This window comes from Dactylosporangium sp. NPDC049140 (assembly GCF_040648435.1).
The window spans coordinates 591,433-616,052 of sequence record NZ_JBEZDS010000001.1; the positions used below are offsets into that span (position 1 = coordinate 591,433).

At 71.0% G+C, this 24,620-nt stretch carries 21 protein-coding genes; 9 read left to right on the plus strand and 12 right to left on the minus strand.

Annotation, left to right across the window (positions count from 1 at the left end; translation table 11 throughout):
• The first annotated feature begins 274 nt into the window (after positions 1 to 274).
• The 5 genes from rsmG (at position 275) to AB0B76_RS02670 (ending at position 6,391) form a co-directional block, all read left to right on the plus strand.
• A complete protein-coding gene (gene rsmG / locus AB0B76_RS02650) occupies positions 275 to 1,213 on the plus strand; it encodes a 16S rRNA (guanine(527)-N(7))-methyltransferase RsmG (protein ID WP_360368107.1) in 939 nt (312 codons plus the stop codon).
• 766 nt (positions 1,214 to 1,979) lie between these two features.
• Positions 1,980 to 3,059: a ParA family protein gene (locus tag AB0B76_RS02655; RefSeq protein WP_360368729.1), complete on the plus strand. Its 1,080-nt coding sequence runs from the start codon at positions 1,980 to 1,982 to the stop codon at positions 3,057 to 3,059.
• Positions 3,056 to 4,096 carry a ParB/RepB/Spo0J family partition protein gene (locus AB0B76_RS02660; RefSeq protein WP_360368110.1) on the plus strand — a complete coding sequence of 347 codons (1,041 nt, stop codon included), beginning with the start codon at positions 3,056 to 3,058 and terminating at the stop codon, positions 4,094 to 4,096. Before AB0B76_RS02655 ends, AB0B76_RS02660 begins: the two co-directional genes overlap by 4 nt.
• Before the next feature lie 474 nt (positions 4,097 to 4,570).
• Positions 4,571 to 5,356 carry a hypothetical protein gene (locus AB0B76_RS02665; RefSeq protein WP_360368112.1) on the plus strand — a complete coding sequence of 262 codons (786 nt, stop codon included), beginning with the start codon at positions 4,571 to 4,573 and terminating at the stop codon, positions 5,354 to 5,356.
• Between the two features lie 354 nt (positions 5,357 to 5,710).
• Positions 5,711 to 6,391, plus strand: a complete 681-nt coding sequence (locus AB0B76_RS02670) for a GNAT family N-acetyltransferase (RefSeq protein ID WP_360368115.1) — start codon at positions 5,711 to 5,713, stop codon at positions 6,389 to 6,391.
• Between the two features lie 36 nt (positions 6,392 to 6,427).
• Here AB0B76_RS02670 and AB0B76_RS02675 read toward each other — a convergent pair whose 3' ends face one another.
• The 7 genes from AB0B76_RS02675 to murJ form a co-directional block, all read right to left on the minus strand.
• On the minus strand, positions 6,428 to 7,606 hold the full coding sequence (locus tag AB0B76_RS02675; RefSeq protein WP_360368118.1) for an N-acetylmuramoyl-L-alanine amidase: 1,179 nt from the start codon (positions 7,604 to 7,606) through the stop codon (positions 6,428 to 6,430).
• Between the two features lie 258 nt (positions 7,607 to 7,864).
• Positions 7,865 to 8,200, minus strand: a complete 336-nt coding sequence (gene trxA, locus AB0B76_RS02680) for a thioredoxin (RefSeq protein WP_360368121.1) — start codon at positions 8,198 to 8,200, stop codon at positions 7,865 to 7,867.
• Between the two features lie 31 nt (positions 8,201 to 8,231).
• Positions 8,232 to 9,158 carry a thioredoxin-disulfide reductase gene (gene trxB, locus AB0B76_RS02685; RefSeq protein ID WP_360368123.1) on the minus strand — a complete coding sequence of 309 codons (927 nt, stop codon included), beginning with the start codon at positions 9,156 to 9,158 and terminating at the stop codon, positions 8,232 to 8,234.
• Between the two features lie 92 nt (positions 9,159 to 9,250).
• Positions 9,251 to 10,159, minus strand: a complete 909-nt coding sequence (locus AB0B76_RS02690; RefSeq protein WP_360368126.1) for a hypothetical protein — start codon at positions 10,157 to 10,159, stop codon at positions 9,251 to 9,253.
• On the minus strand, positions 10,156 to 10,752 hold the full coding sequence (gene sigM, locus AB0B76_RS02695) for an RNA polymerase sigma factor SigM (RefSeq protein ID WP_360368732.1): 597 nt from the start codon (positions 10,750 to 10,752) through the stop codon (positions 10,156 to 10,158). Before sigM ends, AB0B76_RS02690 begins: the two co-directional genes overlap by 4 nt.
• 66 nt (positions 10,753 to 10,818) lie before the next feature.
• Positions 10,819 to 12,336 carry a protein kinase family protein gene (locus AB0B76_RS02700; protein ID WP_360368129.1) on the minus strand — a complete coding sequence of 506 codons (1,518 nt, stop codon included), beginning with the start codon at positions 12,334 to 12,336 and terminating at the stop codon, positions 10,819 to 10,821.
• A gap of 494 nt (positions 12,337 to 12,830) precedes the next feature.
• A complete protein-coding gene (gene murJ, locus AB0B76_RS02705; protein WP_360368132.1) occupies positions 12,831 to 14,819 on the minus strand; it encodes a murein biosynthesis integral membrane protein MurJ in 1,989 nt (662 codons plus the stop codon).
• 493 nt (positions 14,820 to 15,312) lie between these two features.
• Here murJ and AB0B76_RS02710 point away from each other — a divergent pair, with 493 nt between their 5' ends.
• Together AB0B76_RS02710 and AB0B76_RS02715 are read left to right on the plus strand one after the other, a co-directional pair.
• Positions 15,313 to 16,764 carry a CCA tRNA nucleotidyltransferase gene (locus tag AB0B76_RS02710; RefSeq protein ID WP_360368135.1) on the plus strand — a complete coding sequence of 484 codons (1,452 nt, stop codon included), beginning with the start codon at positions 15,313 to 15,315 and terminating at the stop codon, positions 16,762 to 16,764.
• 490 nt (positions 16,765 to 17,254) lie between these two features.
• Positions 17,255 to 18,124 carry a hypothetical protein gene (locus AB0B76_RS02715; protein WP_360368138.1) on the plus strand — a complete coding sequence of 290 codons (870 nt, stop codon included), beginning with the start codon at positions 17,255 to 17,257 and terminating at the stop codon, positions 18,122 to 18,124.
• On the opposite strand, the gene AB0B76_RS02720 is transcribed toward AB0B76_RS02715, so the two are convergent.
• The 3 genes from AB0B76_RS02720 to AB0B76_RS02730 all read right to left on the minus strand — a co-directional run bounded on the left by AB0B76_RS02720 (position 18,118) and on the right by AB0B76_RS02730 (position 21,631).
• Positions 18,118 to 19,485 carry an MFS transporter gene (locus tag AB0B76_RS02720; protein WP_360368140.1) on the minus strand — a complete coding sequence of 456 codons (1,368 nt, stop codon included), beginning with the start codon at positions 19,483 to 19,485 and terminating at the stop codon, positions 18,118 to 18,120. The two genes, AB0B76_RS02715 and AB0B76_RS02720, sit on opposite strands and share 7 nt — an antisense overlap.
• A 95-nt stretch (positions 19,486 to 19,580) precedes the next feature.
• The gene (locus AB0B76_RS02725) at positions 19,581 to 21,107 is read right to left on the minus strand and encodes an SPFH domain-containing protein (RefSeq protein ID WP_360368143.1); all 1,527 of its coding nucleotides are present in this window, start codon (positions 21,105 to 21,107) and stop codon (positions 19,581 to 19,583) included.
• Between the two features lie 23 nt (positions 21,108 to 21,130).
• Complete coding sequence (locus AB0B76_RS02730) at positions 21,131 to 21,631, minus strand: NfeD family protein (RefSeq protein WP_360368146.1); 501 nt, start codon at positions 21,629 to 21,631, stop codon at positions 21,131 to 21,133.
• An 82-nt stretch (positions 21,632 to 21,713) separates the two neighbouring features.
• Between AB0B76_RS02730 and AB0B76_RS02735 the strand changes: the two genes are divergently transcribed.
• Positions 21,714 to 22,199: a methylated-DNA--[protein]-cysteine S-methyltransferase gene (locus AB0B76_RS02735; RefSeq protein WP_360368149.1), complete on the plus strand. Its 486-nt coding sequence runs from the start codon at positions 21,714 to 21,716 to the stop codon at positions 22,197 to 22,199.
• Positions 22,200 to 22,246: 47 nt separating this feature from the next.
• On the opposite strand, the gene AB0B76_RS02740 is transcribed toward AB0B76_RS02735, so the two are convergent.
• Positions 22,247 to 23,326: an inositol-3-phosphate synthase gene (locus tag AB0B76_RS02740; RefSeq protein WP_360368735.1), complete on the minus strand. Its 1,080-nt coding sequence runs from the start codon at positions 23,324 to 23,326 to the stop codon at positions 22,247 to 22,249.
• 23 nt (positions 23,327 to 23,349) lie between these two features.
• Positions 23,350 to 23,952, minus strand: a complete 603-nt coding sequence (locus AB0B76_RS02745) for a PadR family transcriptional regulator (RefSeq protein WP_360368152.1) — start codon at positions 23,950 to 23,952, stop codon at positions 23,350 to 23,352.
• Positions 23,953 to 24,136: 184 nt separating this feature from the next.
• Here AB0B76_RS02745 and AB0B76_RS02750 point away from each other — a divergent pair, with 184 nt between their 5' ends.
• The gene (locus AB0B76_RS02750; RefSeq protein WP_360368155.1) at positions 24,137 to 24,556 is read left to right on the plus strand and encodes a DUF5318 domain-containing protein; all 420 of its coding nucleotides are present in this window, start codon (positions 24,137 to 24,139) and stop codon (positions 24,554 to 24,556) included.
• Positions 24,557 to 24,620: the final 64 nt, after the last annotated feature.

Here is a 24,620-nt window from a genome sequence, read left to right on the forward strand (position 1 = left end):
CCGCCCCTCCCGGCCCGTGCTCGAGAGTGGACCACGCCGCTTGGACCTCGCCCCGCTCACTGCCGCCCATGACGTTCACCAAGGGCCCTTGTCGCCGCCGCCCGTGGCCGCAACAGCCAAGGGTCCATCTGACCGCTGGGGGCTGCCCCTTGGATCGCTTCCGGGGCCGTGCCGCCGCTCGCGATCCGGATTCCGCCGGGCCGTCGTTCCACGCTGTTTCACGTGAAACGGCCCGCGTCCCAAGCCCCCGCCCCGTACGTGGTTTGCTTGAGGCATGGCCGGTGCAGTACCCAGCGAGATCCTCTCCGCCGCCGAGAAAGTCTTCGGCGATCGCCTCCCCGCCGCGATTCGCTTCGCGGAGTTGCTCGTCACCGACGGAGTTGTGCGCGGGCTCATCGGGCCGCGTGAGGCGCCCCGCATCTGGGAACGGCACCTCCTGAACTGCGCCGTGGTCGCAGATCTCATTCCGACGGGTGCCTCCGTCGTCGACGTCGGGTCTGGGGCCGGTCTGCCCGGTATGGTGCTGGCAGTGGCTCGTCCCGACCTTTCCGTCACCCTGGTCGAGCCGCTCGCACGACGTACCGCATTCCTTTCCGAAGCGGTGACGGCCCTCGGCCTCGAGCGGACCACCGTGGTCCGCGCCCGCGCCGAGGAGTGTGTCGGCAAGCTCCCGCTCGCCGACGTCGTCACCGCCCGAGCCGTCGCTCCGCTCGACCGGCTCGCCGGCTGGTGTCTCCCCCTCACCGCCATCGGTGGCCATCTGCTCGCGATGAAGGGCGCATCCGCGGCGGCCGAGATCGCCGAGCATGCGGAGTCCCTCACGCGGCTCGGTGCGGGTACCGCGTCGGTGCGCACGTGCGGGGAAGCCGTCCTCGCCGAGCCCACCACCGTGGTCGACGTCGTGCGAGAGCGGGAAGGCGAGCGTCCGCGGAAGTCGAGCGGCGCTCGCGAACGGAATGCCGCCGACTCCGGGAAGTCCGGAGACGCGCGGCGGCGGCGTGAGACCGCGGGTCCCCGGGAGACCGGAGAAGCGCGGCGGCGCCAGGCCGCAGATCCCCGGGAAGCCGGAGACTCACGGCGCCGCGAAGCCGCGAGCGCTCGGGAAGCCGGGGACGCGCGGCGCCGCGACACCGCGGGTCCCCGGGAGACCGGAGACGCGCGGCCGCAAGAAGGCGCGCGCCCTCGGAAGTCCGGAGGGCGCCGCGGCCGATGACCCGGGGGCCGGAACCGCGACCCCGGGCAAGGGGGAACGGGGAAGACTCATGGGGGACGGCAGGGCGGTCGGCATCGGTTGGCCGATGTCGCCGCTACAACGACTCGGCGGCCCGCTCCGGCGAGTTGACGGATTTCTGGTCTTTTGGCGCCCGAGTTGGGGTGAGAAGACCAACGACGCGCCGGTCAGTCATAGCTCCTCCCGGCGAAGCGCCGTAGGCTGGCTCCGCGCCAATCTTCTGTCCGACGGAACGGCACCCGAGGAAGCCGGCCTGGACGAAACGGAGCCGGATCATTCCGGAGCCGGTACCGCCGGGACGACCCCCCAGGGCGACGGACCCCGGCCCACCATCCCCCGCGGAAGCGGCCCCCGGTGACTCCTCCACCCCCGCCAGCTCGGGGGCGCCGGGTTCCTGTTCCCGGAGTGCGGGTCGGCGGACGAGGCGGCCGCGGGTGCTCATCTCTCCGAGCGGGACGGGACTGACATGGTGCGCGACAGCGACGATAGTCCGGGCTACGGCGATGCAGACAATCACGTTTCACGTGAAACGGGGATAGAGGGCTGGGGTGTACGTCCCGCCGGCCGGTCGGTGCCGCAGCCCCGTACAGAGAACGGGGAGCCGCGGCCGGGCGACTCTCCCCGACCCGTCGAGCCGGTGCGGTTCGGGGCTCCCGGATCCAGTCCGGCGCCGAACGCGCCGCATACGGTACAGCCGCGAAATCCCGTGTCCGTTCCACCGCAATCCGAGTCGACACGCGGGGGCACGGTGGAGTTTCAGGCCACCGGGCCGACCGAGCGCAGCACAACCGGTACCCTTTACGGCCGGGGAGCATCGCCAGCAGTCGACGCTTCTCCGGCCGAGGTGAGGCCCGAACGACGGAACCCACCGTCCCCCCGACCCGACCCGACCGTCGTCACCGCGGATACCGAGGGCGCCATGACCGACGCTTATGTTTCACGTGAAACCGAAGATCCCCCGCTGGCACAGGAGGCAAAGCGCGCCGTGGAGATTCTCAACCCGAGCGGGGAGATCACTATGCCCCGCCCACCACGGCGCCGCACGATGTGTGTAGCCAACCAGAAGGGCGGCGTCGGGAAGACGACCACCGCGGTGAACATCGCCGTCGCCCTGGCGCTCCATGGCAACCGCGTACTGGTGATCGACCTCGACCCCCAGGGCAACGCCTCGACCGGGCTCAACGTGCCCCACCACTCGGGCGTGCCGGACGTGTACGACTGCCTCATCGACGGCGCCCCGCTCGACGCGGTGACCCAGCAGGTCGAGGGCATCCCGAACCTGTGGGCGGTACCGGCGACGATCGACCTCGCCGGCGCGGAGATCGAGCTCGTCTCGGTCGTCGCCCGTGAGTCGCGGCTCAAGCGCGCGATCGAGGCCGGGGGCGACAATTACGACTACATCTTCATCGACTGCCCGCCCTCGCTGGGGCTGCTCACGGTCAACGCCCTCGTCGCCGCCGAAGAGGTCCTGATCCCGATCCAGTGCGAGTATTACGCGCTGGAGGGCGTGCAGGCGCTCACGAACAACATCGAGCTTGTCCGGTCGCACCTGAACCCGAAGCTCGACATCTCGACCGTGCTCCTGACGATGTACGACCGGCGCACGCGCCTGGCCGACCTCGTGGAGCAGGACGTGCGGAACCACTTCGGCGAGAAGTGCCTGAACGCGGTGATCCCCCGCAACGTGCGGGTGTCGGAGGCGCCGAGCTACAGCCAGTCGGTCATGACGTACGACCCCGGTTCGCGGGGTGCGGTGAGCTATTTCGAGGCGGCGCAGGAGATCGCGCTGCGCGGCGCGCAAGGCGCGCAGGTGGGAGGGGTCGCATGAAGTCCAACCGACGTGGGGGTCTCGGGCGAGGGCTCGGTGCTCTCATCCCAACCGCCGCCGCGCCGGCCGAGGGCTCGACCGGCACGGCGACCGCGCTCGCCACTCCCCCGAACGTGACGAACGGTGCGCCCGCGGAGCCCGCGGCGGCGGTGGCGCCCGTGGCGCCGGCGGCCGACGCACTGGCCCCGGTGCCGGGCGCGCGCTTCGCGGAGATCCCGGTCGGCTCCATCACGGCGAACCCGAAGCAGCCGCGGCAGGTGTTCGACGACGAGGCGATCGAGGAGCTGAAGACCTCGATCCAGGAGGTCGGCTTCCTGCAGCCCATCGTCGTGCGCGAGCTGCGCGAGGCAAATGGCGAGAAGCAGTACGAGCTCGTCATGGGCGAGCGCCGCTGGCGGGCCGCCCAGGCGCTGGGCAAGGACGCCATCCCGGCGATCGTCCGCGAGACGCGCGACGACGCGATGTTGCGCGACGCGCTGCTGGAGAACATCCACCGGGCGAACCTGAACCCGCTGGAGGAGGCGGCCGCGTACCAGCAGCTGCTCGAGGAGTTCGGCGCGACGCACGAGGAGCTCGCCCGGCGCATCGGCCGGAGCCGCCCGCAAATCTCGAACACGATTCGACTGCTGAATCTCCCCGCGCCGGTGCAGCGCCGCGTCGCGGCCGGCGTGCTTTCGGCCGGGCACGCCCGCGCGCTGCTGGGCCTCGAGGACTCGGACGAGCAGGAGTCGCTGGCGACGCGCATCGTCGCGGAGGGCCTGTCGGTGCGCGCCACCGAGGAGCTCGTCCAGCTGTCCGTGTTGGAGAACGCGCCGAAGAAGTCGGCCCCGGCCCAGCGGCGCGCCAAGCCGCACGCGCCGGCGCTGTCGGATCTGGCCGACCGCCTCTCGGACCGCTTCGACACGCGGGTCAAGGTCGACATCGGCCGGCGCAAGGGGCGCATCACGATCGAGTTCGCGACGGTCGACGACCTGGAGCGGATCGTGGGCATCATCGGCGTGCCGGAGGAGCAGTCGGCGACGCAGCGCGATCAGTAGAAGCAACGACGAACGACGGCCCGAGGGCCGATCCCTGATCGGGATCGGCCTTCGGGCTTTTTGGGCTTTGGCTCGGGCCCGCGTCACTTGCGGACCGTCGCTCCCGCCAGACAAATGGGCGGTGCCGAAGGCCTTCGGCCGGAGGGGAACCGCCCAGCCAGGTCCGTGGGGCCAAGAACGAAGAGCCGGGCGCCAAAAGCGCCCTTTGGAAGCCGCCGGGCGGGAAGATTGCGCCGCAAACGAATCTTGAGAGAACGGCTCTGGGCGAATCTTATCCACAGGGGTTATCCACAGGCCCAGCCGTTTCACGTGAAACCACGTGCTAGAGCGCGAGCACCCCTGTGGATGAACGCAACCGCGCCCCGCCGACCTGGACTACACCATCCACAGCGATTTCCACCGCCCCTGTGGATAACTCGCCCGCTATCCACAGGGTACGGACACCGGGCCTCCTGGTCGGCTAGGGTCGGCTTCGTGCCCGAGTCGCCGCAGCAACCGCAACAGTCGCACCAGCTCCCTGCCTTCACCTACTGGCCGACATTCCCGTTCGAGGGCGACATCCGCGTCAAGCGCCTCCTCGAACCCGTGCCGATCGAGCCCCCGCGCCATGGCGACAACCCCGCCGAGTGCCGGGCGTGTGCGGCGCCGGACGAGGCGTACATCTGGGTGAGCGACCGTTGGCGCGTCCGTGCGCTCGACCGCCCGACGGGCCTGCCCGCGGTGCTGATCCTCGAGTCCCGCTCGCACCTCGACCTGGGCGACCTGCCGAACATGCTCGCGGCCGAGCTCGGCGTGATGACGGTCCGCCTGGAGCGCGCGATCCGCTCGCTCGACGGCGTGGCCCGGGTTCACGTGAATCGGTGGGGCGACGGCGCGGCGCACCTGCACGTGTGGTTCCTCGCCCGGCCGTACGGCCGGCTCCAACTCCAAGGCACCTTCCTCGCGCTGTGGGACGACATCCTCCCGCCGATCCCCGAGGACCGCTGGCGCGAGAACCTGGCCATGGTCGCCGCGTGGCTGGCCGAGTTCGGCGGTCGCCCCCTGGCCGAGCCGCCGCGCATCAACTGGACCGCCCCGACGAGCCTGGCCGAGCGCGAGGCCGAGGCTCAGCCCGACGACGCCCTGGAGCCGGCCGCGACCGCCGTGGACAACGACGACGTGGTCGTACCCGAGCCGGCTGAAGGCAACGGCGACGCACCCGACGACGAGCCGAGTGCCGCCGGGCAGAAGGAGACCGAGCCCCCGACGCGCGCCAACTGAGGGGGCCAGGCTCGCGGCACAGGTCCGAGGCAGCACCGACACGGGACAGAACGACGGGCACCCGTGGCGGGCGGCACGGTCCGCTCGGGGCTCCGGTGACCGCCCGGGCGGCCGCCGAACTCGGCCACCCGGACGGTCAGCACAGTTGACTACCCCGGACGTCGGGTCGTCGAACCCAGCCCGCCCGTGAACCTGAGGTCATCGAACCCCGGGGCCCGGGGTAACCACCCGACCGGGTGTAATGAGGTCCGGCGCAGCGGGCCGGGCGAGGAACTGTCCTCGGATGGGTCCCGCGGCGTGTCGCGAGTGCGTACCATCATGACGAGCTAATCCCGGGTGCGTGGAGATGGGCCAATGTCGCGACGTCTCGTCAGTTTGACGCTGGACACCCTCGAGGATCTTCCTCGATCGTGCCGTGACTGCGTGTTCTGGGAACTCGATCCCGTGGCCGCCGATCGGGCCTGCGCCAACGGCGATCCGGGGCTCGAGAAGGAAGCCTGGGTCTCGCAGACGCTGCTCGAGTGGGGCTCCTGCGGGAAGCTGGTGTACGTCGACGGGATGCCGGCCGGGTTCGTGATGTTCGCGCCGCCCGCGTATGTGCCCCGGAGCATGGCGTTCCCGACCTCGCCGGTGTCGGCCGACGCGGTGCTGCTCATGACCGCACACGTCGTACAGCCGTTCGCCGACGGCGGGCTCGGGCGCATGCTCGTCCAGGGCGTCGCGCGCGATCTGACCAAGCGCGGCGTCAAGGCGATCGAGGCGTTCGGCGACGCGAAGTTCGGCGAGGTGGACGAGGCCGGGCGCAACGAGCGCGGCTGCCTGGCGCCGGCGGACTTCTTCCTGTCGATCGGCTTCAAGACGGTACGACCGCATCCGCGCTATCCCCGTCTGCGTCTCGAGCTGCGAACCGCGCTGTCCTGGAAGTCGGACGTCGAGTACGCGCTGGAGAAGCTCCTCGGGTCGATGAGCCCGGAGTCGCTACTACGTCCGGTGCTCCCGGTCCGCCCGGCGACCCGGGAGATGACCTCCGGCTGAGAATCCGGCCATAAAGTAGCCGATCCGGACAAAGGCCTACGCGGTCGGAGCGCTCGTGCCCGTCAGCGCGCGCAGCAGGCTCACGTCGATCGAGCCCGTCGGGACATCGGACTCGACGGGCAGGTACATGCGCTGAACCGCGGCCATGATGGCCTCCACGACGCGGTCGCGGAACGCCGGGTCGATGAGCTGCCGGCGGTCCCCCGGCGACGTCAGGTAGCCCACGTCGACCCGGACGGCGGGCATCTTGGTGAGCCGGAGCAGCTCCCACGTCTTCGGGTGGGTGTGGCAGTCGCGCAGGCCGGTGCGGACCACGATCTCGCGCTGGACGAGGCCGGCCAGCCGCTCCCCCACGACGGAGGTGGGGCCGGAGACCGAGCCGTAGTGGTAGGTGGCCACGCCGTCGGCGAGGGGCGTCGCGTGCCCGTCGAGGTGGATCGAGATTAGGAGGTCGGCGCCGAGCTCGTTGGCGAGGTGTACCCGGTCACGATCGCTCAGGACGCCCGTCGGCTGCGGACCCCTGGTGAGATTCACCCGCATGCCCGCGGCCGCCAGACGGCCCTCCAGGCGGGCCGCAAGGTCATACACGAGGTCCGCCTCCACCCACCGCAGCGGCCCGTCGGGCACCACGTGCCCCGTGTCGGCGCCGCCGTGGCCGGGGTCGATCACGATGCGCTTGCCGAGCAGCGTCGGGCCGGACTCGCGGAACGCCTCGGCCTCGCGCAGGAGCTGGGGCCGGCCGCCGATGACCTTACGGCCGAGGCGGCGCAGGGAGCCGACCGTGGCCGGGCCGCACTCGCCGTCGGGACGCAGGCCGACCTCGCGCTGGAACTGGGCGACGGCGTGGGCGGTGAGCCCGCCGTAGATGCCGTCGGCGCGGCCCGGGTTGTACCCCATCTCGAGCAGCCGCTCCTGCAGCTGGCGTACGTCGTCGCCGACATACGGGTCGCCGACGGTGTGGAACAGTGCGCGCTGGCCGAGCCGCCAGCGGGCCGCGTCCAGGGCGCGCCAGGTCTCGTCGCCGACCTCGCCGTCGACGGTCAGGCCGCGGCTCTGCTGGAACGCGCGCACGGCGTGCTCGACGTCGGCGTCGTACTCGGGATCGTCCCGCGACGGATCCGACGGCAGCAGGTCCTCCAGCAGCTCCAGCACGACCAGAATGCCGCGGATCTCGGCGACCGCCGCGCCCCGCGCCCCGTGCCGGATAGCCCGCATATATTCCTCCTGAAGTGCCTGTACCCCGCGTCGGAATCGTACGTGCCCACCAGAGCGCGCCGTTATGGGGCGATTTACCCGCGCAGTGCCGCATCCGCGAGGCAGCGTACTACCACCGCCCCGGTGCCGCGCTCTACCCGGCGCTGCATCACGAAGAAAGCACCCGGCCCCTAAGCGTCGCGGGACGGTGCGGTGTTACAGAGAGGCCCCGCCTCCGTGAGCACGGAGACGGGGCATCGGGATGCCGGGAGAGCCCGATCAGGCCGGGTCGAGCGCCGACTCGATCAGCCGGACCAGCGCACTCTTCGGGTTCGCGCCCACGACCGACCGGAACGGCTCGCCGTCCTTGAACACGGTCAGCGTCGGCACCGAGAGGACCTGATAGGCCCGCGCGGTCTCGGGGTTGCTGTCGATGTCGACCTTCACGATCTTGACCTTGTCGGCGAGCTCGCCCACGGCGATCTCGTTCAGCATGGTCTCGATCTTGCGGCACGGCTGGCACCATTCCGCCCAGAAGTCCACCAGAACCGGAATATCCGATTTGAGGACGTCGACCTCGAAGGTCTTGTCGCTGACGGGCTGGATGGCTCCCATGCGCTCTCCTTGTCTCAAAGCTCTTCTGGCTCTACAGGGCCGCGATGTACCGCTCGGCGTCGAGGGCCGCGGCGCAGCCGGTGCCGGAGGCGGTGATGGCCTGCCGGTAGGTGTGGTCGACGACGTCGCCGGCGGCGAACACGCCCTCGATGTTGGTGCGGGTGCTCGGCGCGGCCACCTTCACGTAGCCCTCGTCGTCGAGCTCGACCTGGCCGCGGAACAGGTCGCTGCGCGGGTCATGGCCGATCGCGACGAACACGCCGGCCACCGGCAGGTCCTGCGCCTCGCCGCTGGAGGTGTTCTTGATGCGCACGGCGCCGACGCGGCCGCCGCCGTCCAGGACCTCGGTCACGACGCTGTTCCAGAGGACCTCGATCTTCTCGTTGGCCAGGGCCCGCTCCGCCATGATCTTGCTGGCACGGAACGAGTCGCGGCGGTGGATGATCGTGACCTTGGTGGCGAAGCGGGTGAGGAAGGTCGCCTCCTCCATCGCGGAGTCACCGCCGCCCACGACGACGATGTTCTCGTTACGGAAGAAGAACCCGTCACAGGTGGCACAGGACGACACGCCGCGGCCGAGCAGCTCCTGCTCGCCCGGGACGTTCAGCGGGCGCCAGGCGGAGCCGGTGGCCAGGATGATCGCCTTGGCCTGGTACTCCGTCTCACCGACCCACACGCTCTTCACCGGGCCGTCCAGGGCCACCCGGGTGGCGTCGTCGGTGATGAACTCGGCCCCGAAGTGCTCGGCCTGCTTGCGCATGTTGTCCATGAGCTCGGGCCCGTTGATGCCGTCCGGGAAGCCCGGGAAGTTCTCCACCTCGGTGGTGGTCACCAGCGCGCCGCCGGACGTGACCCCCTCGATCACCAGCGGCTTGAGGTTGGCCCGGGCCGCATAGACGGCAGCCGTGTACCCGGCGGGACCGGACCCCACGATGATCAGGTTGCGGACCTCATCCACGGTCGACTCCTCGAATTCAGCCTGTGCCAGCAAAACGCCATCCTACGAACCGGCCATTCCCGGTGGAGGGTGACTCGTGTGCCACATCACCGCTACGGGGCGGTGGCACGGTACCGTTCGTCGGCGATCGCGCCGCCGATGCCGCAGGTGGGCCCGACGACGATCACGAGCCGCTTGCCCACCGCGGTCCGCGAACCCTCGACCACCACGACCAGCGCCGGCTGTCCCTCGAACGCGGCGTAGTCGACCAGCGCCACCTGACCACCGTATTCCCTCGTGATGGCGGCGAGGCACGCGGCCCGGGCGGCCGGCTCGGCGAGCCGCGCGAGGGGTCCGGGCACGCTCGCGGGGGCCTTGGCGCCGTTGTCGGCCGTGCTCGCCCCGCCGTCGCCCTGCAGGGCGTTGCGGGACTGCGTCTTGGTCACGGTGCCGGTGAGGTCGCCCAGCGTCCCCGGGGCGTAGTCGCGGCCGCTGGAGATGATCGGCGAGTCGCCGGACGCACCGGCGGCCGAGTCACCGGCGGCGGTGGCGGTGCTGCGCTCGGGGCCGCCCGCGGCGACGTTGGGCACGGCGGACGAGGAGCGGTCCTCCCGGTCGGCGCTGTTCTGCCGGAGGACCTGCGCGCCCACGCCGGCGCACACGATCATGGCGGCGGCCGCGGCGAGCCCGGCGGTCCAGCGCATCCGGCGCCGCTTGCGCGCCTCGCGCGCGCGGGCCAGGTCGACCACGGAGGCGTCCGCCGGGGGTGCGGCCACGGCCGACGCCAGTGCGGCATCCAGGCGTTGCTGCACATTCAGCGGTACCGGCAGAGCCTCCGCCCCCAGCGCATGCAGCTCGTCACGCATGGCGGCGTCGGCCGACACGAGCATCGTGTAGGCCTCGGCCCAGCTCGTCTCCGTCGTGACCAGGTGGCGCACGTCGTCCGCCTCCGGGGTGCCGTCCAGCGCCCCGCCGACGAAGTCGGCGAGCCGGTCGAGATCGGCTTCGGAGAAGGCCGTCACGCGCCACTCTCCTTTCCGGACGCGGATGGGACGTCTGATGCCACCTCAGATGGGACGCGGCCACCGTCGACGGGGTTCCGCAGGTGGCCGAGGAGCAGCGCGAGCCGGGCCCGGCCGCGCGCGCACCTGCTCTTGATGGTGCCCTCCGCGACGCCGAGGATCACGGCGGCCTCGGCGACGGGGTAGCCCTGCACGTCCACGAGCACGAGCGCGGCCCGCTGGTCGGCGGGCAGCTGCTGCAGCGCCTGGCGCACGTCCATGGCGGTGTCGCGGTCGCTGGCCGGGGCCGGTGTGACGTCCGTCTCGGGCAGCGGCACCGTCGGGCGGGCCTGGCGGCGGCGGACCCGGTCGAGGCAGGCGTTCACCACGATCCGGTGCAGCCAGGTGGTGACGGCCGAGTCGCCGCGGAAGTTGCCGGCCGCGCGGAACGCCGAGAGCAGCGCGTCCTGGAGCGCGTCGGCGGCCTCCTCGCGGTCGCCCAGGGTGCGCAGCGCGACCGCCCAGAGACGGTCGCGGTGGCGCCGGACGAGCTCGCTGAACGCATTGGGGTCGCCATCGGAGTGGGCGCGCAGCAGCGACGCATCGTCGCGCATCTCGCGCGCGCCCGGCTCCGCAGCGTCCACGGGTGGCACCCTATCGACCGCGGACGGTTCGTGGGGTCACTGCACCCGGACGGTTATCTCTCCGATAGCCACGCGGTACCCACTGTTGCTCTCCTTGGGCAGCTTCGTGATCCACACCATCAGGTAGCGGGTCTTCTGCTCGGGCCCGTTGAAGATCGTCGTGCTGCCCATGTTCTGGCGGGGCGTGCCGGCCACGGTGGCGTACTGCTGCATCGTCGCCTGGTCCTGCGCCTGGCCGCTGCCGAGGTCCTGGCTGCCGGCCCGCAGCTCGCCGTCGGCGCCGGGGGTCTGGAACACGACCTGCACGGAGGAGACCTGCTTCTCCTCGCCGAGGTCGATCCACACGCCCATGCCGGGCTTCTTGCCGCCGAACTCGGCCTTGTTGTACCGCTCGGTCTTCCACACCGTGTTGGGGTCGCCGTCGACGGTCTTGTCGGCGTCCTTGACCTCGGAGCGGGTGCCCGCCGGGTCGATGATGCGGACCTTCGAGGGGTCGATTTTGAACACGACCGGCTGCCCGGCCGGCTTGGCCTGCTGCGACGCGCTCGTGCCGGGCGGCGCGCTGCCGGGCGTGGCGTCGGGCGTGGCCGGGTCGCCGAGCACGCGGGCCGCGGCCAGCGTGCCGGCCAGGGCCAGCACCAGCAGACCGACGACGCCGACGGCGAGCTTGCGCCCGGCGGGCCGCGGCGGGGCGGTGGACTGTGCGGCGGAGTCGAACGCGGCGAAGTCGACGCGCCCGCCGTCCTCGGCCGCCAGGTCCTCCTCGTCGAGGCTGCCGAACGACGCGAGCTCGCCCGCGAGCGACTCGGCCGAGGGCAGCGGGAGGTCGGGGTTGAGCAGGTCGGCGACGAGCGAGTCGAGGGCGGCGGGGACGCCGGCACGCACCTGGCGCGGGGTCTGCAGCGCGCCGCTGGAGTCGCGAACGCCGTCGGGCACGGAGTAGGTGCCGGCCTCGGCGTGCGGCCAGTAGCCGGTCAGCGCGCAGTAGAGGATGGCGCCGATCGAGCGGATGTCCGTCTCGGGGGTGGCGCCGTCGTCGGCCCGCGCGTCCGTGAGCACCACGCGGCCGTCGTGGGCCACGAGGACGGTGCCGGGGTGCACGTTGCCGTGCGCCATCCCGGTGCCGTGCAGCGCCGCGACGGCGTCGGTGACGGCCCAGGCGATCGCGACCGAGCGGCCGGCGTCGAGCGGACCCTGCGCCACGATGTCGCGCAGCGCGATGCCGTCCACCCACTCGCGCACCACGTAGGCACGCTCGCCCTCGTCGATTGCGTCGTAGACGCCGACGAGGTGCGGGTGCACGATCCGGCTCATGGCCACGGCCGCGGCCAGCATCTCCTTCGCGCTGTCCCCGCCGGGGTAGCGCGTGACCACCGCGACCGGGCGGCGCAGGATGACGTCGATGCCGCGGTACAGCTGGCGGCCCAGCGAGTCGTTGCCGATGTGCTCTTCGAGCTGGTAGCGCTCGGCAAGGATTTCACCGACGGATGGGGTGCCGAAGGTCAGGACCTGGGGAACGCCCCCAGCCTCCAGCCCTTCGTCGAGCTCAGCCACCCGTCCTCCCTTCCGATCCGTGTGCCGACCTGTGGCGTCTGACGTAACCCGAGTCGCAGTCACTAAGCCTAAGCGCTTCGGCGGGGCGCCGGGGTTGACCTTACCTGTCGGCTCTTCGGTCGCCGACACGTCATCATCTCCGGACCACCCTGTGCGAGGCCAATTGATCACCCATGTCAGGACACGACCGTCATTTCCCCTTCACCCACTTTTCACCGAATCGTCCCAGGCGGTCACGTGGGCGGTGCGGGCCGCGGCCGGGACGGTCCGGACGGCATTCGACAAATGTCACAAATTGCCGCACCGCCCGCGTGTCGCGGCCGGGCCGGGGCACGCGTCACGCCCACCACATCGGTGTCACGTATTCGGACCCCGTTCGGGTTCAACCGCGCCGGCAAGTGAGACGCCGATCTCCGATCATTTGTCGGTGCGCAACCTGTCGAATCGCCATCAGGCACCCGCGACCGTCAACCTTCGCAGTCCGAGCGAATGGATCAGCGGCCGAGGCGGCGGCGGATCATCGACGCGAACTGGTTGACCTCGGGCACCTTCAGGAAGACGGCGCCGGCCGCGTACACGGCCAGCAGCACCGCGCTGCCGAAGATCAGCTGGACGACGCCCTGCAGCTTGCCCGGGTCGATGATCATGCCGATCAGCCAGGTCACGCCGAGGGCCAGCAGGCCGCCCGCGACCGCCGCGGCGGTCAGGCGGATGAGCGTGTCCAGCAGCTTGCGCAGGCCCAGGCGGCCCAGGCGCTTGCGCAGCAGCACGTAACCGACGACCAGGGCCACGATGTAGGAGAGCGCGGTGCCCACCATCAGCGAGGTCGTGACCACCGCGACCGGCAGGACGAGGTAGAAGCCCACGTCGAGGACCAGGCGCACGGCGACGCCGCCGATGTTGACCAGCGCCGGGGTCTTGGTGTCGCGCATGGCGTAGAAGACGCTCGTCTGCATCTGACTCAGCGCGAACGGGACGAGGCCGAGGCCGGCCGCGGCGACGACCGAGCCGGTGGCGAGGGACTGGTTGTAGTCGTAGCTGCCCCAGTTGAACAGCGTGACCGCGAGCGGGCGGCCGAGCACGAGGTAGACGGCCGCGGCCGGGATCAGGATCACCGAGGCCAGGCGGCTGCCCTGGGCGAGCTGCTCAGTCACGTCGGAGAAGCGGCCGTCGGCGGCGGCGGCCGAGATGCGCGGCATGATCGCCGTGATGACGGAGACGGCGACGATGCCGTGGGCCATCATGAAGATCAGGAAGGCGTTGTTGAACACGGCCGGCCCCTCGCCACCGCGGAGCTGGTTGTTCTTGGCCAGCGCCATGACGACGGTGATGCCCAGCTGGTACACGCCGACGTACAGCAGCATCCACGCGCCCAGCTTCGCCAGCTCGCGCAGGTGTAGCTTGCGGAAGTCGAAGCGCCACTTCCAGCGGAACCCGGTCTTGCGCATCGCGGGCCACAGCCCGGCCGCCTGCACGATGATGCCCAGCGTGGTGCCGATGCCGAGGACGAGCACCTGGGTGAGCGTGATCGTGTCGGGGGTCGGCAGCCCGCCGCCGCGGACCAGCATGAATACGCTGGCCGTGACGATGATGACGACGTTGTTGAGGATCGGCGTCCACATCGGCGCCGCGAAGTGCCCGCGCACGTTGAGGATCGCGGCCGAGATGCCGGCGAGGCCGTAGAAGAAGATCTCGGGCAACAGCAGGTACGCGAGCAGCGTGATCAGGTCGCGGTCGTGCTGGGTGACCTTGTCGTTGCCCAGCGTGTAGATGGCCGTGATGAGCGGCGCCGCGACGACCACGATCAGCGTGGCGATGCCGAGCGCGACTGCGGCCAGGGTCAGCAGGCGCTGGGCGTGCGCCTCGCCGCGGTCGGGCTCCTCCTTGCGGGCCCGCACCAGCGTGGGGATGAGCACGCTGGCCAGGACGCCGCCGAGCAGCAGCTCGTACACCTGGTTGGGCAGGTTGTTCGCCAGCGTGTAGTCGTCGCCGACCACGGCGCCGCCGATGGCCGCCGCGATGGCCGCGGCCCGGATGAAGCCGGTGGCCCGGCTGACCAGGCTCAGGATGGCCATCGTGCCGCTGTTGCGCACGACGGTGCCGGTGCTGTCGTCGTCGGCGGCGCTCGGCGGGGCGGACTCCTCCACGATCGGCGCGTCGGCCACGACCTGCGGCCGCGGGGTGATCAGGGGCAGGGCGACGGTCGGCGCGTTGGCGGGGTCGACGGGCATGCCATCGGGCCGCCGCCCGACGTGGAGCCGGACGGTCTGGCCGGGGTCGACCGGCCCCGGCGGCGGACGCAGCACCTGCGTCGGGCCGGAGAGGAACTCGTTGCCGCCGGCCGGCGGTGCCGGCGGCGGCACGATCTGGGTCGGCCCGGCGGGTGGCGTGGCGCTCCAGCCGGGCGGTGCCGGCGGCGGCACGATCTGGGTCGGCCCGGCGGGTGGCGTGGCGCTCCAGCCGGGCGGTGCCGGCGGCGGCACGATCTGTGTCGGCCCCGCGGGTGCGTTGCCCTCGCCCCAGGCCTGCGGGGACGGCGGCAGAACCTCGGTGGCCCCGGCCGGCGAGGCCTCGGACCAAGCCGGAGGAGCGGACGAAGGCGGCAAAGGCGGCAAAGGCGACACCGGTGGCGTCGGCGGCACGATCTGGGTCGGCTCCTCGGGCGCCCGGTGCGCGCCCCGGCGGCGAGGCGCCTCCGAGGCGGGGTCCGGCCAACCCTCGTCATCCGCGGACGGCGCGTCCGAGCCCGGCCGCATGGAAACGGTCGGGTCATTGCTCCAGCGCCCGCGCTGTGCCGGGTCCTGCCCCGGATCCATTCGCCACATCCCAACTCGGCCGTACGTTCACGCTCGCCGCACCGACCATAGTGGCACCCCCTGACACTTCCGAGGGGCCGCCGATTATCGGGCGACCGGACGCACACGCGGCGGCTACCCTCGGTGCCTGCTTTCCCCGTCGCGATAGGCTGACCGACCGATGCCCGAGACCACACGCGCCCTCAACGAGGCCCAGCGCCGCGCCGTGCACGAGCTGCTGCGCGTCTCCCCCGTCGCCGACGAGCTCGGCCACCGCTTCGCCCAGGCGGGTCGCGAGCTGCACCTGGTGGGCGGCTCCGTTCGCGACGCGTTGCTCGGGCGCCTCGGCGACGACCTCGACTTCACCACCGACGCGCGGCCGGAGGAGACGCTGCGGCTGATCGACGGCTGGGCGGAGGCCGTGTGGACCACCGGCCAGGAGTTCGGCACGATCGGCCTGGCCCGGCGCGGGCTGCGCATCGAGATCACCACGTTCCGCGCGGACGCGTACGACCGTGTGAGCCGCAACCCGATCGTCCGCTACGGCGACAACCTCGCCGACGACCTGCGCCGGCGCGACTTCACCGTCAACGCGATGGCGGTCTCGGTGCCCGGGCACGAGTTCATCGACCCGTACGGCGGCCTCAACGACCTGGCCGAGGGCGTCCTGCGCACCCCGGGCCGGCCGGAGGAGTCCTTCGCCGACGACCCGCTGCGCATGCTGCGGGCCGCGCGGTTCGTGAGCAAGCTCGGCTTCGCGGTCGCGCCCGAGGTGCTGGCCGCGGTGATCGCGATGGCGCCCGACCTGGCGCGCATCACGGCCGAGCGGATCCGCGACGAGTTCGTGAAGCTCATGTGCGGCGAAGACCCCATCGCCGGCCTGCGGCTGCTGGTCGACAGTGGCCTGGCCGAGCAGTTCCTGCCGGAGCTGTCCGGGCTCAAGCTGGAGATCGACGAGCACGCCCAGCACAAGGACGTCTACGAGCACACGCTGATCGTCGTGCGCAACGCGATCACCCACGAGCGCGAGGGCGCCGACTTCACGCTGCGCATGGCGGCGCTGATGCACGACATCGGCAAGCCGGCCACGAAGGCGGTCGGCCCCGACGGCGGGGTGAGCTTCCACCACCACGAGATCGTCGGGGCCCGGCTGACCAAGCAGCGGATGCGGGCGCTGAAGTTCCCGAAGGACGTGATCTCCGACGTCGCCGAGTTGGTGGCGCTGCACCTGCGCTTCTACGGGTACGGCCGCGGCGAGTGGACCGACTCGGCCGTGCGCCGCTACGTGACCGACGCGGGCCCGCTGCTGTCCCGGCTGCACGCGCTGACCCGCTCGGACGTGACCACCCGCAACAAGCGCAAGGCGGCGCAGCTCGCGGCCGACTACGACGCGCTGGAGGAGCGGATCACGCGCATCGCCGCCGAGGAGGACCTGGCCCGCGTCCGGCCCGACCTCGACGGCAACGCGATCATGGAGCTGCTCGGGGTGCCCCCGGGCCCGCTCGTGGGCCGTGCCTGGCGCTACCTCAAGGAGCTGCGCCTGGAGCGCGGGCCGCTCGAGCACGAAGAGGCGATCGCCGAGTTGCACAAGTGGGCCGAGGCTGAGGGCATCACGCCACCCGGATCTCGGTGATCCGAGCTTGGGCGCGCCGTCCGGCTGGCCCGTCGTGGTGTCCGCGGCGGCGATCCGGTCGGGACGAGCCGGCGCGCCCTCGACGCGGGCGGAGGCGGTGGCTCGGCCGGCGGCGCGGGCGGTAACACCGCCGAATCGGGCGACGGGCCGGGCGGCGTGGGAGTCGGGTCGAGCGGCGGCGGGAACTGCGGATCCTCGTGCGCACGCGGTGCGGCAGGCGGCAGCGGCTCGGCGAGCTCCGGCGGCCGCGGGTCGCCGGGCTCCGGTGGTGTTGACATGAAGTAATCGCACGACTACCTAAAGCAACGGCCCGTGAGCCGGTTGCCGGAGGTCGTCAGGTTGTCGGAACCCCGACCCCGTAAGCGTCGTGCATGTGGCGATTCGGCTGGTTCTGCGCGTAGACCCGGTGGGCTACCGTCGCTAGCACGCAAACCCCCGGAAAGTACTGAACCTGGAGGCAGACATGCAGCCGTGTCCAACCTGCGGCGGCATGGGCATTGATGCGAACGGCTACTGCACGCAGTGCCGCACCTATCGAGGCGTCCCGCAGGCGCCCCAGCAGCCGACGAGCGGCACGCCGTACACCGGCGCACCGTACGGCGGGCAGCAGCCCTATGCCGGATACCCCACCAGCTCCGGACCGCAATATTCGGCTCCACCCTCATATTCCGACCCCGTCTCGGCCCCTCCCACCGCTTACGGTGCGACGTACGGCGGCGCCGGCTCGTCGCCGTCGGTCGGCGGCCGCAACAAGTACCTGATGCCGATCCTCGCGCTGTCGGGTGTCCTGGTCATCCTGGTCGTCGCGATCGTGGTGGTCGCGGCGCTCAAGAGCGGCGACGACAAGAAGACCGACCCGCAGGCGAACAACCCGACCGGTGGACCGAGCGCGACCGGCAAGGCCGCCGAGAAGGCCGTGATCGACGAGTGCCTGGTCGGCACGTGGACCACGCAGACGTACACCGAGCAGGTCGCGATGGATGGCGTCGGCAACGTGCCGATCAACCTGACCAAGAACGGTTCGGTGTTCAAGTTCACGCCGGACGGCAAGATGACCGAGACGTACAAGGACAGCACCTTCACCGGCAACCCGACCATCTCGGGTCAGGCGGTCGCGATCACGCTGACGGTCAACGCCACGGTCACCTCGAACGTGTCGACGACGAGCGGCAGCATCGCGTACCAGAACGTGCAGGCGACGGGCACCATCAACACGAAGGCGCCGTCGATCAACTTCGACCAGACCGAGCCGTTCCAGACGGACGACAACCCGGCGAAGTACACCTGCAACGGCAACAACCTGACGATGAGCACCTCGCAGATCAACAGCACCGCGACGAAGACGTCGTCGAGCTACTGATCCGCCCGTCGTAGCGCCCCGCCGGGGCCGGCGATGTCGTCGCCGACCCGGCGGGCCCAGCGCCCGCCCAGGGCCGCGTATCCCGCCGCCGCCAGCACGTAGCCGGCGGCGACCACGCACAGCACGGCCGCCGAGCGCCCGGTGTCGGGCAGCGTGAGCGCGCCCACGTACATCCCGGCGACAAGCGTCAGATTGAACGCGGTGTCGTTGATGCTGAAAACCCGGCCTCGGTACTCGTCCGCGCACTCGTGCTGCAACGAGGTGTCGGTCACGATCTTGATGCCCTGCGCGGCCAGGTTCGTGATGAACACGGCACCGAGCAGCAGCACCGGGTCGAACGGCAGCCCGAAGCCCAGGATCCCCACCCCGGTGCCGGCCAGCACGATCGCCACCCAGCGCCAGCCGCCGATCCGGCGCGCGACCGGGGGCGTGACGAACGAGGCGAGCAGCATGCCGAGGCCGCCCGCGAGGAACGCGTTGGCGATGGTGCCGAACGAGCCGGTGACGTCGTTGCCGTGGTTGAAGCCGGTGCGGAACAGCAGCAGGCAGGCGAGCAGGACCACGCCGTACAGCAGCCGGAACGTTCCCTGCGCGAGCATCAGGTAGGCGGCACCGCGCTTGGCGGCCAGGTGGCGGACCCCGGCGACCGTGCCGCGGCTGGTCTCCACGAGCGCGGCGAGGATCGAGCCGCCCCGCCGGTCGGTGGCGTCCGGCCCCAGCTCGTCCGGGCTGAACGATGCCTGCCCGACGAGCGCCGAGGCGAGATAGAAGGCCGCGGCGAGGGCGGCGACGAGCGCGTACCCGTGGAACGACGTGGCCAGCACGGTCTTGATGAGCGTCGCGCCCGCCCCGATGCCCAGCGAGTAGCTCAGCGAGCCCAGCGTGCCGGCGACGGAGTTGGCGGTCACCAGCGTCGCGTCCGCCACCACGTGCGGGGTCGCCGCGGACAGCCCGGCCAGGAAGAACCGGTTGAGGCCGATGACCACGAGGGCGAGCAGGAACGGGATCGGCGACTTCTCACCGCCCCAGATGTACAGCGCGATCGGCAGCACCAGCAGCGCCCGCGCGATGTTGGCGACGCTGACGATCGAGCGGCGCCGCCAGCGGTCCAGGAACACGCCGACATACGGGCCGACCAGCGAGTACGGCAGCAGCAGGATCGCGAACCCGGCCGCGATGGCCATGCCGCCCGCTCGCTGCTGCGGGTTGAACAGCACGCTGCCGGCCAGCGCACCCTGGAACAGCCCATCGCCGATCTGCGCGATCACCCGCACCGAGACCAGCCGCCGGAAGCTTCGCTGGCGGAGCACGGCGCGGATGTAGTGCTTCTGCTGGCGGGGGGCGATGGTGCTGGCGGACACCGCCAAAGCCTACGGCGAACCTTGCCCGCACGACCCCGCACGAACACAGAAGGGCCCTCACCATTCGGTGAGGGCCCCACTCCGAAAGGTCACGGCTACGACTTGGGCGCCTCGACGGCGGGCCGGCCGTTGACCGGCTCGACGACGTCGTCCCCCGCGATGCTGCCGAGCTTGCTCAGCAGCTTCTGCAGGTCGATGCCGGTGAGGTCGGTACCGAGCTGGAGGCCCTGGGCGACGTTGTTCGCCACCGACCGGGTAAGCGACGAGGCCCCGTCGGTCGAGATCACCGTCATCTTGTCGATGTTGCCCATCGGGTCGCTGGCCGCCTTGACGACGTCGGGCATGACGCGGACCAGCAGGTCGAGGATCGCCGCCTCGCCGTACGTGGCGAACGCGTCGGCCTTGAGCTTCATCGCCTCGGCCTCGGCCTGGCCGCGGGCCAGGATCGCCGACGCCTCGGCCGCACCTTCGCGCTCCAGCGCCTCGGCGATGGCGACACGGCGACGCTGCTCCGCCTCACCTTCCTTGGCACCCTCGATGGCGTTGGCCTCGGCGAGCGCGGCGCGGCGGGACCGCTCGCCCTCACCGGTGAGGCGGGCCTGCTCGGCGGCGCCCTGCGCGGCCGCGATGACCGCCTGCCGCTGCGCCTCGGCCTTGAGGATCGCGGCGTTCTTGGCCGCCTCGGCCTCCTGCTCGACCTTGTACCGCTCCGCGTCCGCCGGCTTGCGCACCTCGGTGTCGAGCTGGCGCTGCTTGAGCTCGGCGTTGCGCTCGGCCACCTTCTGCTGCTCGGCCAGGATGACCTGCTCGCGCTCGGCCTGGGCCAGCGGGCCGGCCGCGGCCGACTTCGCCTTGGCCGCGTCGATCTCGGCCTGGATGCCGGCCTGCTTGAGCGAGAGGTTCCGGTTCGCCTCGGCGATCGCCTCCTCCGAGCGCAGGCGCTCGGACTCGGCGGCCTGCCGGGCCTGCGCCTCGGCGATCGCCGCGTCGCGCAGCACGCGGGCGGCCTCGGGCCGGCCCAGGTCGGCGAGGTAGGAGCCCTCGGCGAAGATGTCCTGCAGCTGGAAGGTGTCCAGCACCAGGCCCTGATTGGTCAGCGAGTGCTCGGCCTCCTCGGCGACCGCGCTGGCGAACGCGGTGCGGTCCCGGATGATCTCCTCGATGGTGAGCCGGCCGACGATCGAGCGCAGCGCGCCGGCCAGGACCTCGCTGGTGAACAGGTCGATGCCCTGCTGCTGGTTGAGGAAGCGCTGGGCGGCGGCGCGGATGGCGTCCTCGGTGCCGCCGACCTTGACGATCGCCACGCCCTGGAGGTTGGCGCGGATGCCCTGCTTGCTCACCGCGCCGGTGATCTCGACGTGGATACGGCGGCTGGACAGGTCGAGCACCTGGAGGCGCTGCACGATCGGCACCACGAAGACCGAGGCGCCCATGACGACCTTCTGGCCGGACAGGTCGGTCGAGCGGCTGCCGTCGACGCCCTGCACCGACTTGCCCTTGCGGCCGGTGATGATGAACGCCTCGTTGGGGCCGGCCACCTTGATGCGCGAAACGATGAAGAACACGATCAGCAAGATCAACAGCAGGCCGCCGCCGATGGCGACGAGCAGGACAGTGTCCATCCGCTCCTTCTTCCGGGGAATATCTAGAGGGGGGTTTCTTCCACGATCACGCTGGTGGGGCTCGTCGCCTCCACCACGAAGACCCGGGCGCCGAGCGCGATGGGCCGGTCGGCGCGGGCGCTGACCTTGAGGGGCTGGCCGGCCAGGGAGATGCGGACCTCGCCGAAGCCGCTGCCGGTGATGGGCGTGACGACAACGCCCGTCGTGCCGATCATGTCGCGCTGGGTCGGGGTGGCATCGGTGCGCATGTTGAGCGCGAGCCGGGCCAGGCGGGTGGCGAGCCAGGCAGTCGGTACCGCGGCGACGACGCCACCGGCGACGGGCAGCAGCAGCCCGTCGGCGCCGGTGATCGCCCCGATGGCGGCGCCGGCGAAGCCGAAGGCGCCGATGAACCCGGCGACGGCGGGCACCGAGAACGGGCCGGCTGCGTCGGGATGGCCGAAGTGGAAGAGGTCGCCGATGAGCACGGACAGGGCGAGGATCACCACACCCACGCCGCCGATCACCAGGAACGTCGTCTCCACCGTCCCCCTCCCTCCAGGACACCTGGAGGGTAACCCCACCGCGCCAGCGGAAGCGTCCGGCGAAAGGAGCACAATCGACGACGTGCGGTGGGTTGAGGTGCAGGCGCCGATCGATGCGCTGGGCGTGGCGGTGGACGAGTCGGGAATCTGCCGCGTGCGCTTCGGCGGGCTGCCGGCGAATGCGACGGCCGCGGAGCCCGACGAGGTGCTCGAGCGCGCGAGCGACGAACTCAAGCGCTATTTCGCCGGGGAGGAAGTCGCATTCGCGGTGCCCCTGTCGGTGCGCGGGGGCTCGGACTTCGAGCGCGCCGTCTGGCGGCAGCTCTACGCCATTCCGTACGGCGAGATGCGCACATACGGCCAGATCGCGGCCGCGGTCGGCGATCCGGACGCGGCCCGCGCCGTCGGCACCGCCTGCAACCGGAATCCGATTCCGGTCATCATTCCCTGCCATCGCGTCGTGGGCGCCGACGGCAAGATGGTCGGCTTCGGCGGCGGCGTGTGGCGCAAGAAGATCCTGCTCGAGCTCGAGGCGCGGGTGCGCATCGAACGCGAATTCGGACTGTAGACGACGAAAAAGGCCGGCCCGTGCGGGCCGGCCGTCTCCGTGGCGGGTCAGCGCTCGACTTCGCCCTTGATGAACTTCTCGACCGACTCGTGCGCGTCGTGGTCGTTGTACTGCACCGGCGGCGACTTCATGAAGTAGCTCGACGCCGACAGGATCGGGCCGCCGATACCGCGGTCCTTGGCGATCTTCGCGGCCCGCAGCGCGTCGATGATGACGCCGGCCGAGTTCGGCGAGTCCCACACCTCGAGCTTGAGCTCGGCGTTGAGCGGGGTGTCGCCGAAGGACTTGCCCTCGAGGCGGATGTACGCCCACTTGCGGTCGTCCAGCCACGGCACGTGGTCGGACGGGCCGATGTGCACGTCGGACTTCACCATCTCGTGCGGGATCTGGGACGTAACCGACTGGGTCTTCGAGATCTTCTTCGAGACCAGGCGGGTGCGCTCCAGCATGTTCATGAAGTCCATGTTGCCGCCGAAGTTGAGCTGGTAGGTGCGCAGCAGCTCGACCCCGCGGTCCTCGAACAGCTTGGCCAGCGCGCGGTGCACGATCGTGGCACCGACCTGGCTCTTGATGTCGTCGCCGACGATCGGCAGCCCGGCGTCCTCGAACTTCTTCGCCCAGACCGGGTCGGAGGCGATGAAGACCGGCAGGGCGTTGACGAAGGCGCAGCCCGCGTCGATCGCGGCCTGGGCGTAGAACTTGTCCGCGTCGTCGGAGCCGACCGGCAGGTACGAGACGACCACGTCGACCCGCGCCTCGCGCAGGGCGGCGGCCACGTCGACCGGCTGCTCGTCGGACTCCTCGATGATCTCGCGGTAGTACTGCCCCATACCGTCGAGCGTCGGGCCGCGCTGCACGGTCACGCCGGTCGGCGGTACGTCGCAGAACTGGATGGTGTTGTTCTCGCTCGCACCGATGGCGGCGGCCAGGTCCTGGCCGACCTTCTTCGCGTCGACGTCGAACGCCGCCACGAACTCCACGTCGCCGACGTGGTAGTCGCCGAACTTGACGTGCATAAGACCCGGTACTCGGTCATTCGGGTCGGCGTTGCGGTAGTACTCCACGCCCTGGATCAGGGACGAAGCACAGTTGCCGACACCGACGATGGCAACGCGGACGGAGCCCATCGCGGATGCCTCCTTCTTGTTGTTCACGATGACCGCTCCGGATCTTCTGCCGAAGGCGGCTGAGGGGTGGTGCCATTGCGCTCGTTCGCAATGAGCTCTTCTAGCCAGCGGACCTCGCGCTCGCACGCGTCCAAGCCGTGCCGCTGGAGCTCGAGCGTGTATGCGTCGAGCCGCTCGGCGGCCCGGCCGAGCACGTCGCGCATGCCTTCGCGGCGCTCCTCCACACGTCGGCGGCGGCCCTCGAGGATCCGCAGCCGGGTAGCAGGGTCGGTGCGCGCGAAGAACGCGAAGTGCACCCCGAAACCGGCCTCACTGTCATAGGTCTCGGGGCCGGCGGCGCTGAGCAGCTCCTGGAAGCGCTCCTTGCCCTCCGCGGTGATCGTGTAGACCACGCGGCCCCGCTTGCCGGTCAGCAGGGGTACGTCTTCAGGGTTGGCCGGGGCGTCGGCCGGAGGAGCACCCTCGGTGATCCAGCCGCCCGCCTGCAACCGGCGCAGCGTCGGGTACAGCGAGCCGTAGCTGATCGCGAACCGGAAGGCGCCCAGCTTGGTCGTCAGCTGCTTGCGCAGCTCGTACCCGTGCATCGGAGATTCGTGCAGAAGGCCCAGGATCGCCAATTCGAGCACTCCCGGCCTCCTTCCCGTAACCCGCCCGATGTATCGGGCCGATACATCGAACGGTAGATCGGGATTCGGGCGGGCGCAACAAATCCGACCAAGTGCGCTGGGACACACCGCTGGTCGTCGATCGGACGGTTACCGATGGTGACGGGAGTCGCAGTGCGGCGCGGGACCGCGTACCCTCGGGCCCATGCGTACCCAGCGTCAGGTTGTCGACTTCTCTCTGAGAAGACGCGCCCTGCTGCGTGAGGTGCAATCCGGGCGCGTCGGCACCTACGAGGTGTGCGACGCGTCGCCTTACCTGAAGAGTGCAGCGAAATTTCACGGCGAGCCGACCGACGAGCTGTGCCCGGTCTGCCGTCATGAGAACCTCACCCTCGTGCACTACATCTACGGGGATGAGTTGCGGCAGTCCTCCGGGCAGGCGCGCCGGCTCGCCGAGCTGCCGATCCTCGCGATGACGCTGAGTGAGTTCCACGTGTACGTGGTGGAGGTATGCCGCGCCTGCGGCTGGAACCACCTCGTCGAGCAGTACCTCCTGGGCCGGGACGGCCTCGCGGCCGACGGCGGCGAATCGCCCTCGCGGATGCGCGAAGGGGCGGTCGAGTGAACCTGTTGCACGTGGCGAAGCGTTGTCACGGGTGTGGGGTTGCGCCGCTCCGGTCGCACCAGCG

Coding starts and splice junctions, on each gene's coding strand:
- AB0B76_RS02725 (WP_360368143.1), bottom strand. CDS start 21,107: ATGGACACTGTCCTGCTCGTCGCCATCGGCGGCGGCCTGCTGTTGATC.
- rsmG (WP_360368107.1), top strand. CDS start 275: ATGGCCGGTGCAGTACCCAGCGAGATCCTCTCCGCCGCCGAGAAAGTC.
- AB0B76_RS02675 (WP_360368118.1), bottom strand. CDS start 7,606: ATGCGGGCTATCCGGCACGGGGCGCGGGGCGCGGCGGTCGCCGAGATC.
- AB0B76_RS02715 (WP_360368138.1), top strand. CDS start 17,255: ATGGGCATTGATGCGAACGGCTACTGCACGCAGTGCCGCACCTATCGA.
- AB0B76_RS02740 (WP_360368735.1), bottom strand. CDS start 23,326: ATGGGCTCCGTCCGCGTTGCCATCGTCGGTGTCGGCAACTGTGCTTCG.
- AB0B76_RS02670 (WP_360368115.1), top strand. CDS start 5,711: ATGTCGCGACGTCTCGTCAGTTTGACGCTGGACACCCTCGAGGATCTT.
- sigM (WP_360368732.1), bottom strand. CDS start 10,752: ATGCGCGACGATGCGTCGCTGCTGCGCGCCCACTCCGATGGCGACCCC.
- AB0B76_RS02660 (WP_360368110.1), top strand. CDS start 3,056: ATGAAGTCCAACCGACGTGGGGGTCTCGGGCGAGGGCTCGGTGCTCTC.
- AB0B76_RS02710 (WP_360368135.1), top strand. CDS start 15,313: ATGCCCGAGACCACACGCGCCCTCAACGAGGCCCAGCGCCGCGCCGTG.
- AB0B76_RS02750 (WP_360368155.1), top strand. CDS start 24,137: ATGCGTACCCAGCGTCAGGTTGTCGACTTCTCTCTGAGAAGACGCGCC.
- trxA (WP_360368121.1), bottom strand. CDS start 8,200: ATGGGAGCCATCCAGCCCGTCAGCGACAAGACCTTCGAGGTCGACGTC.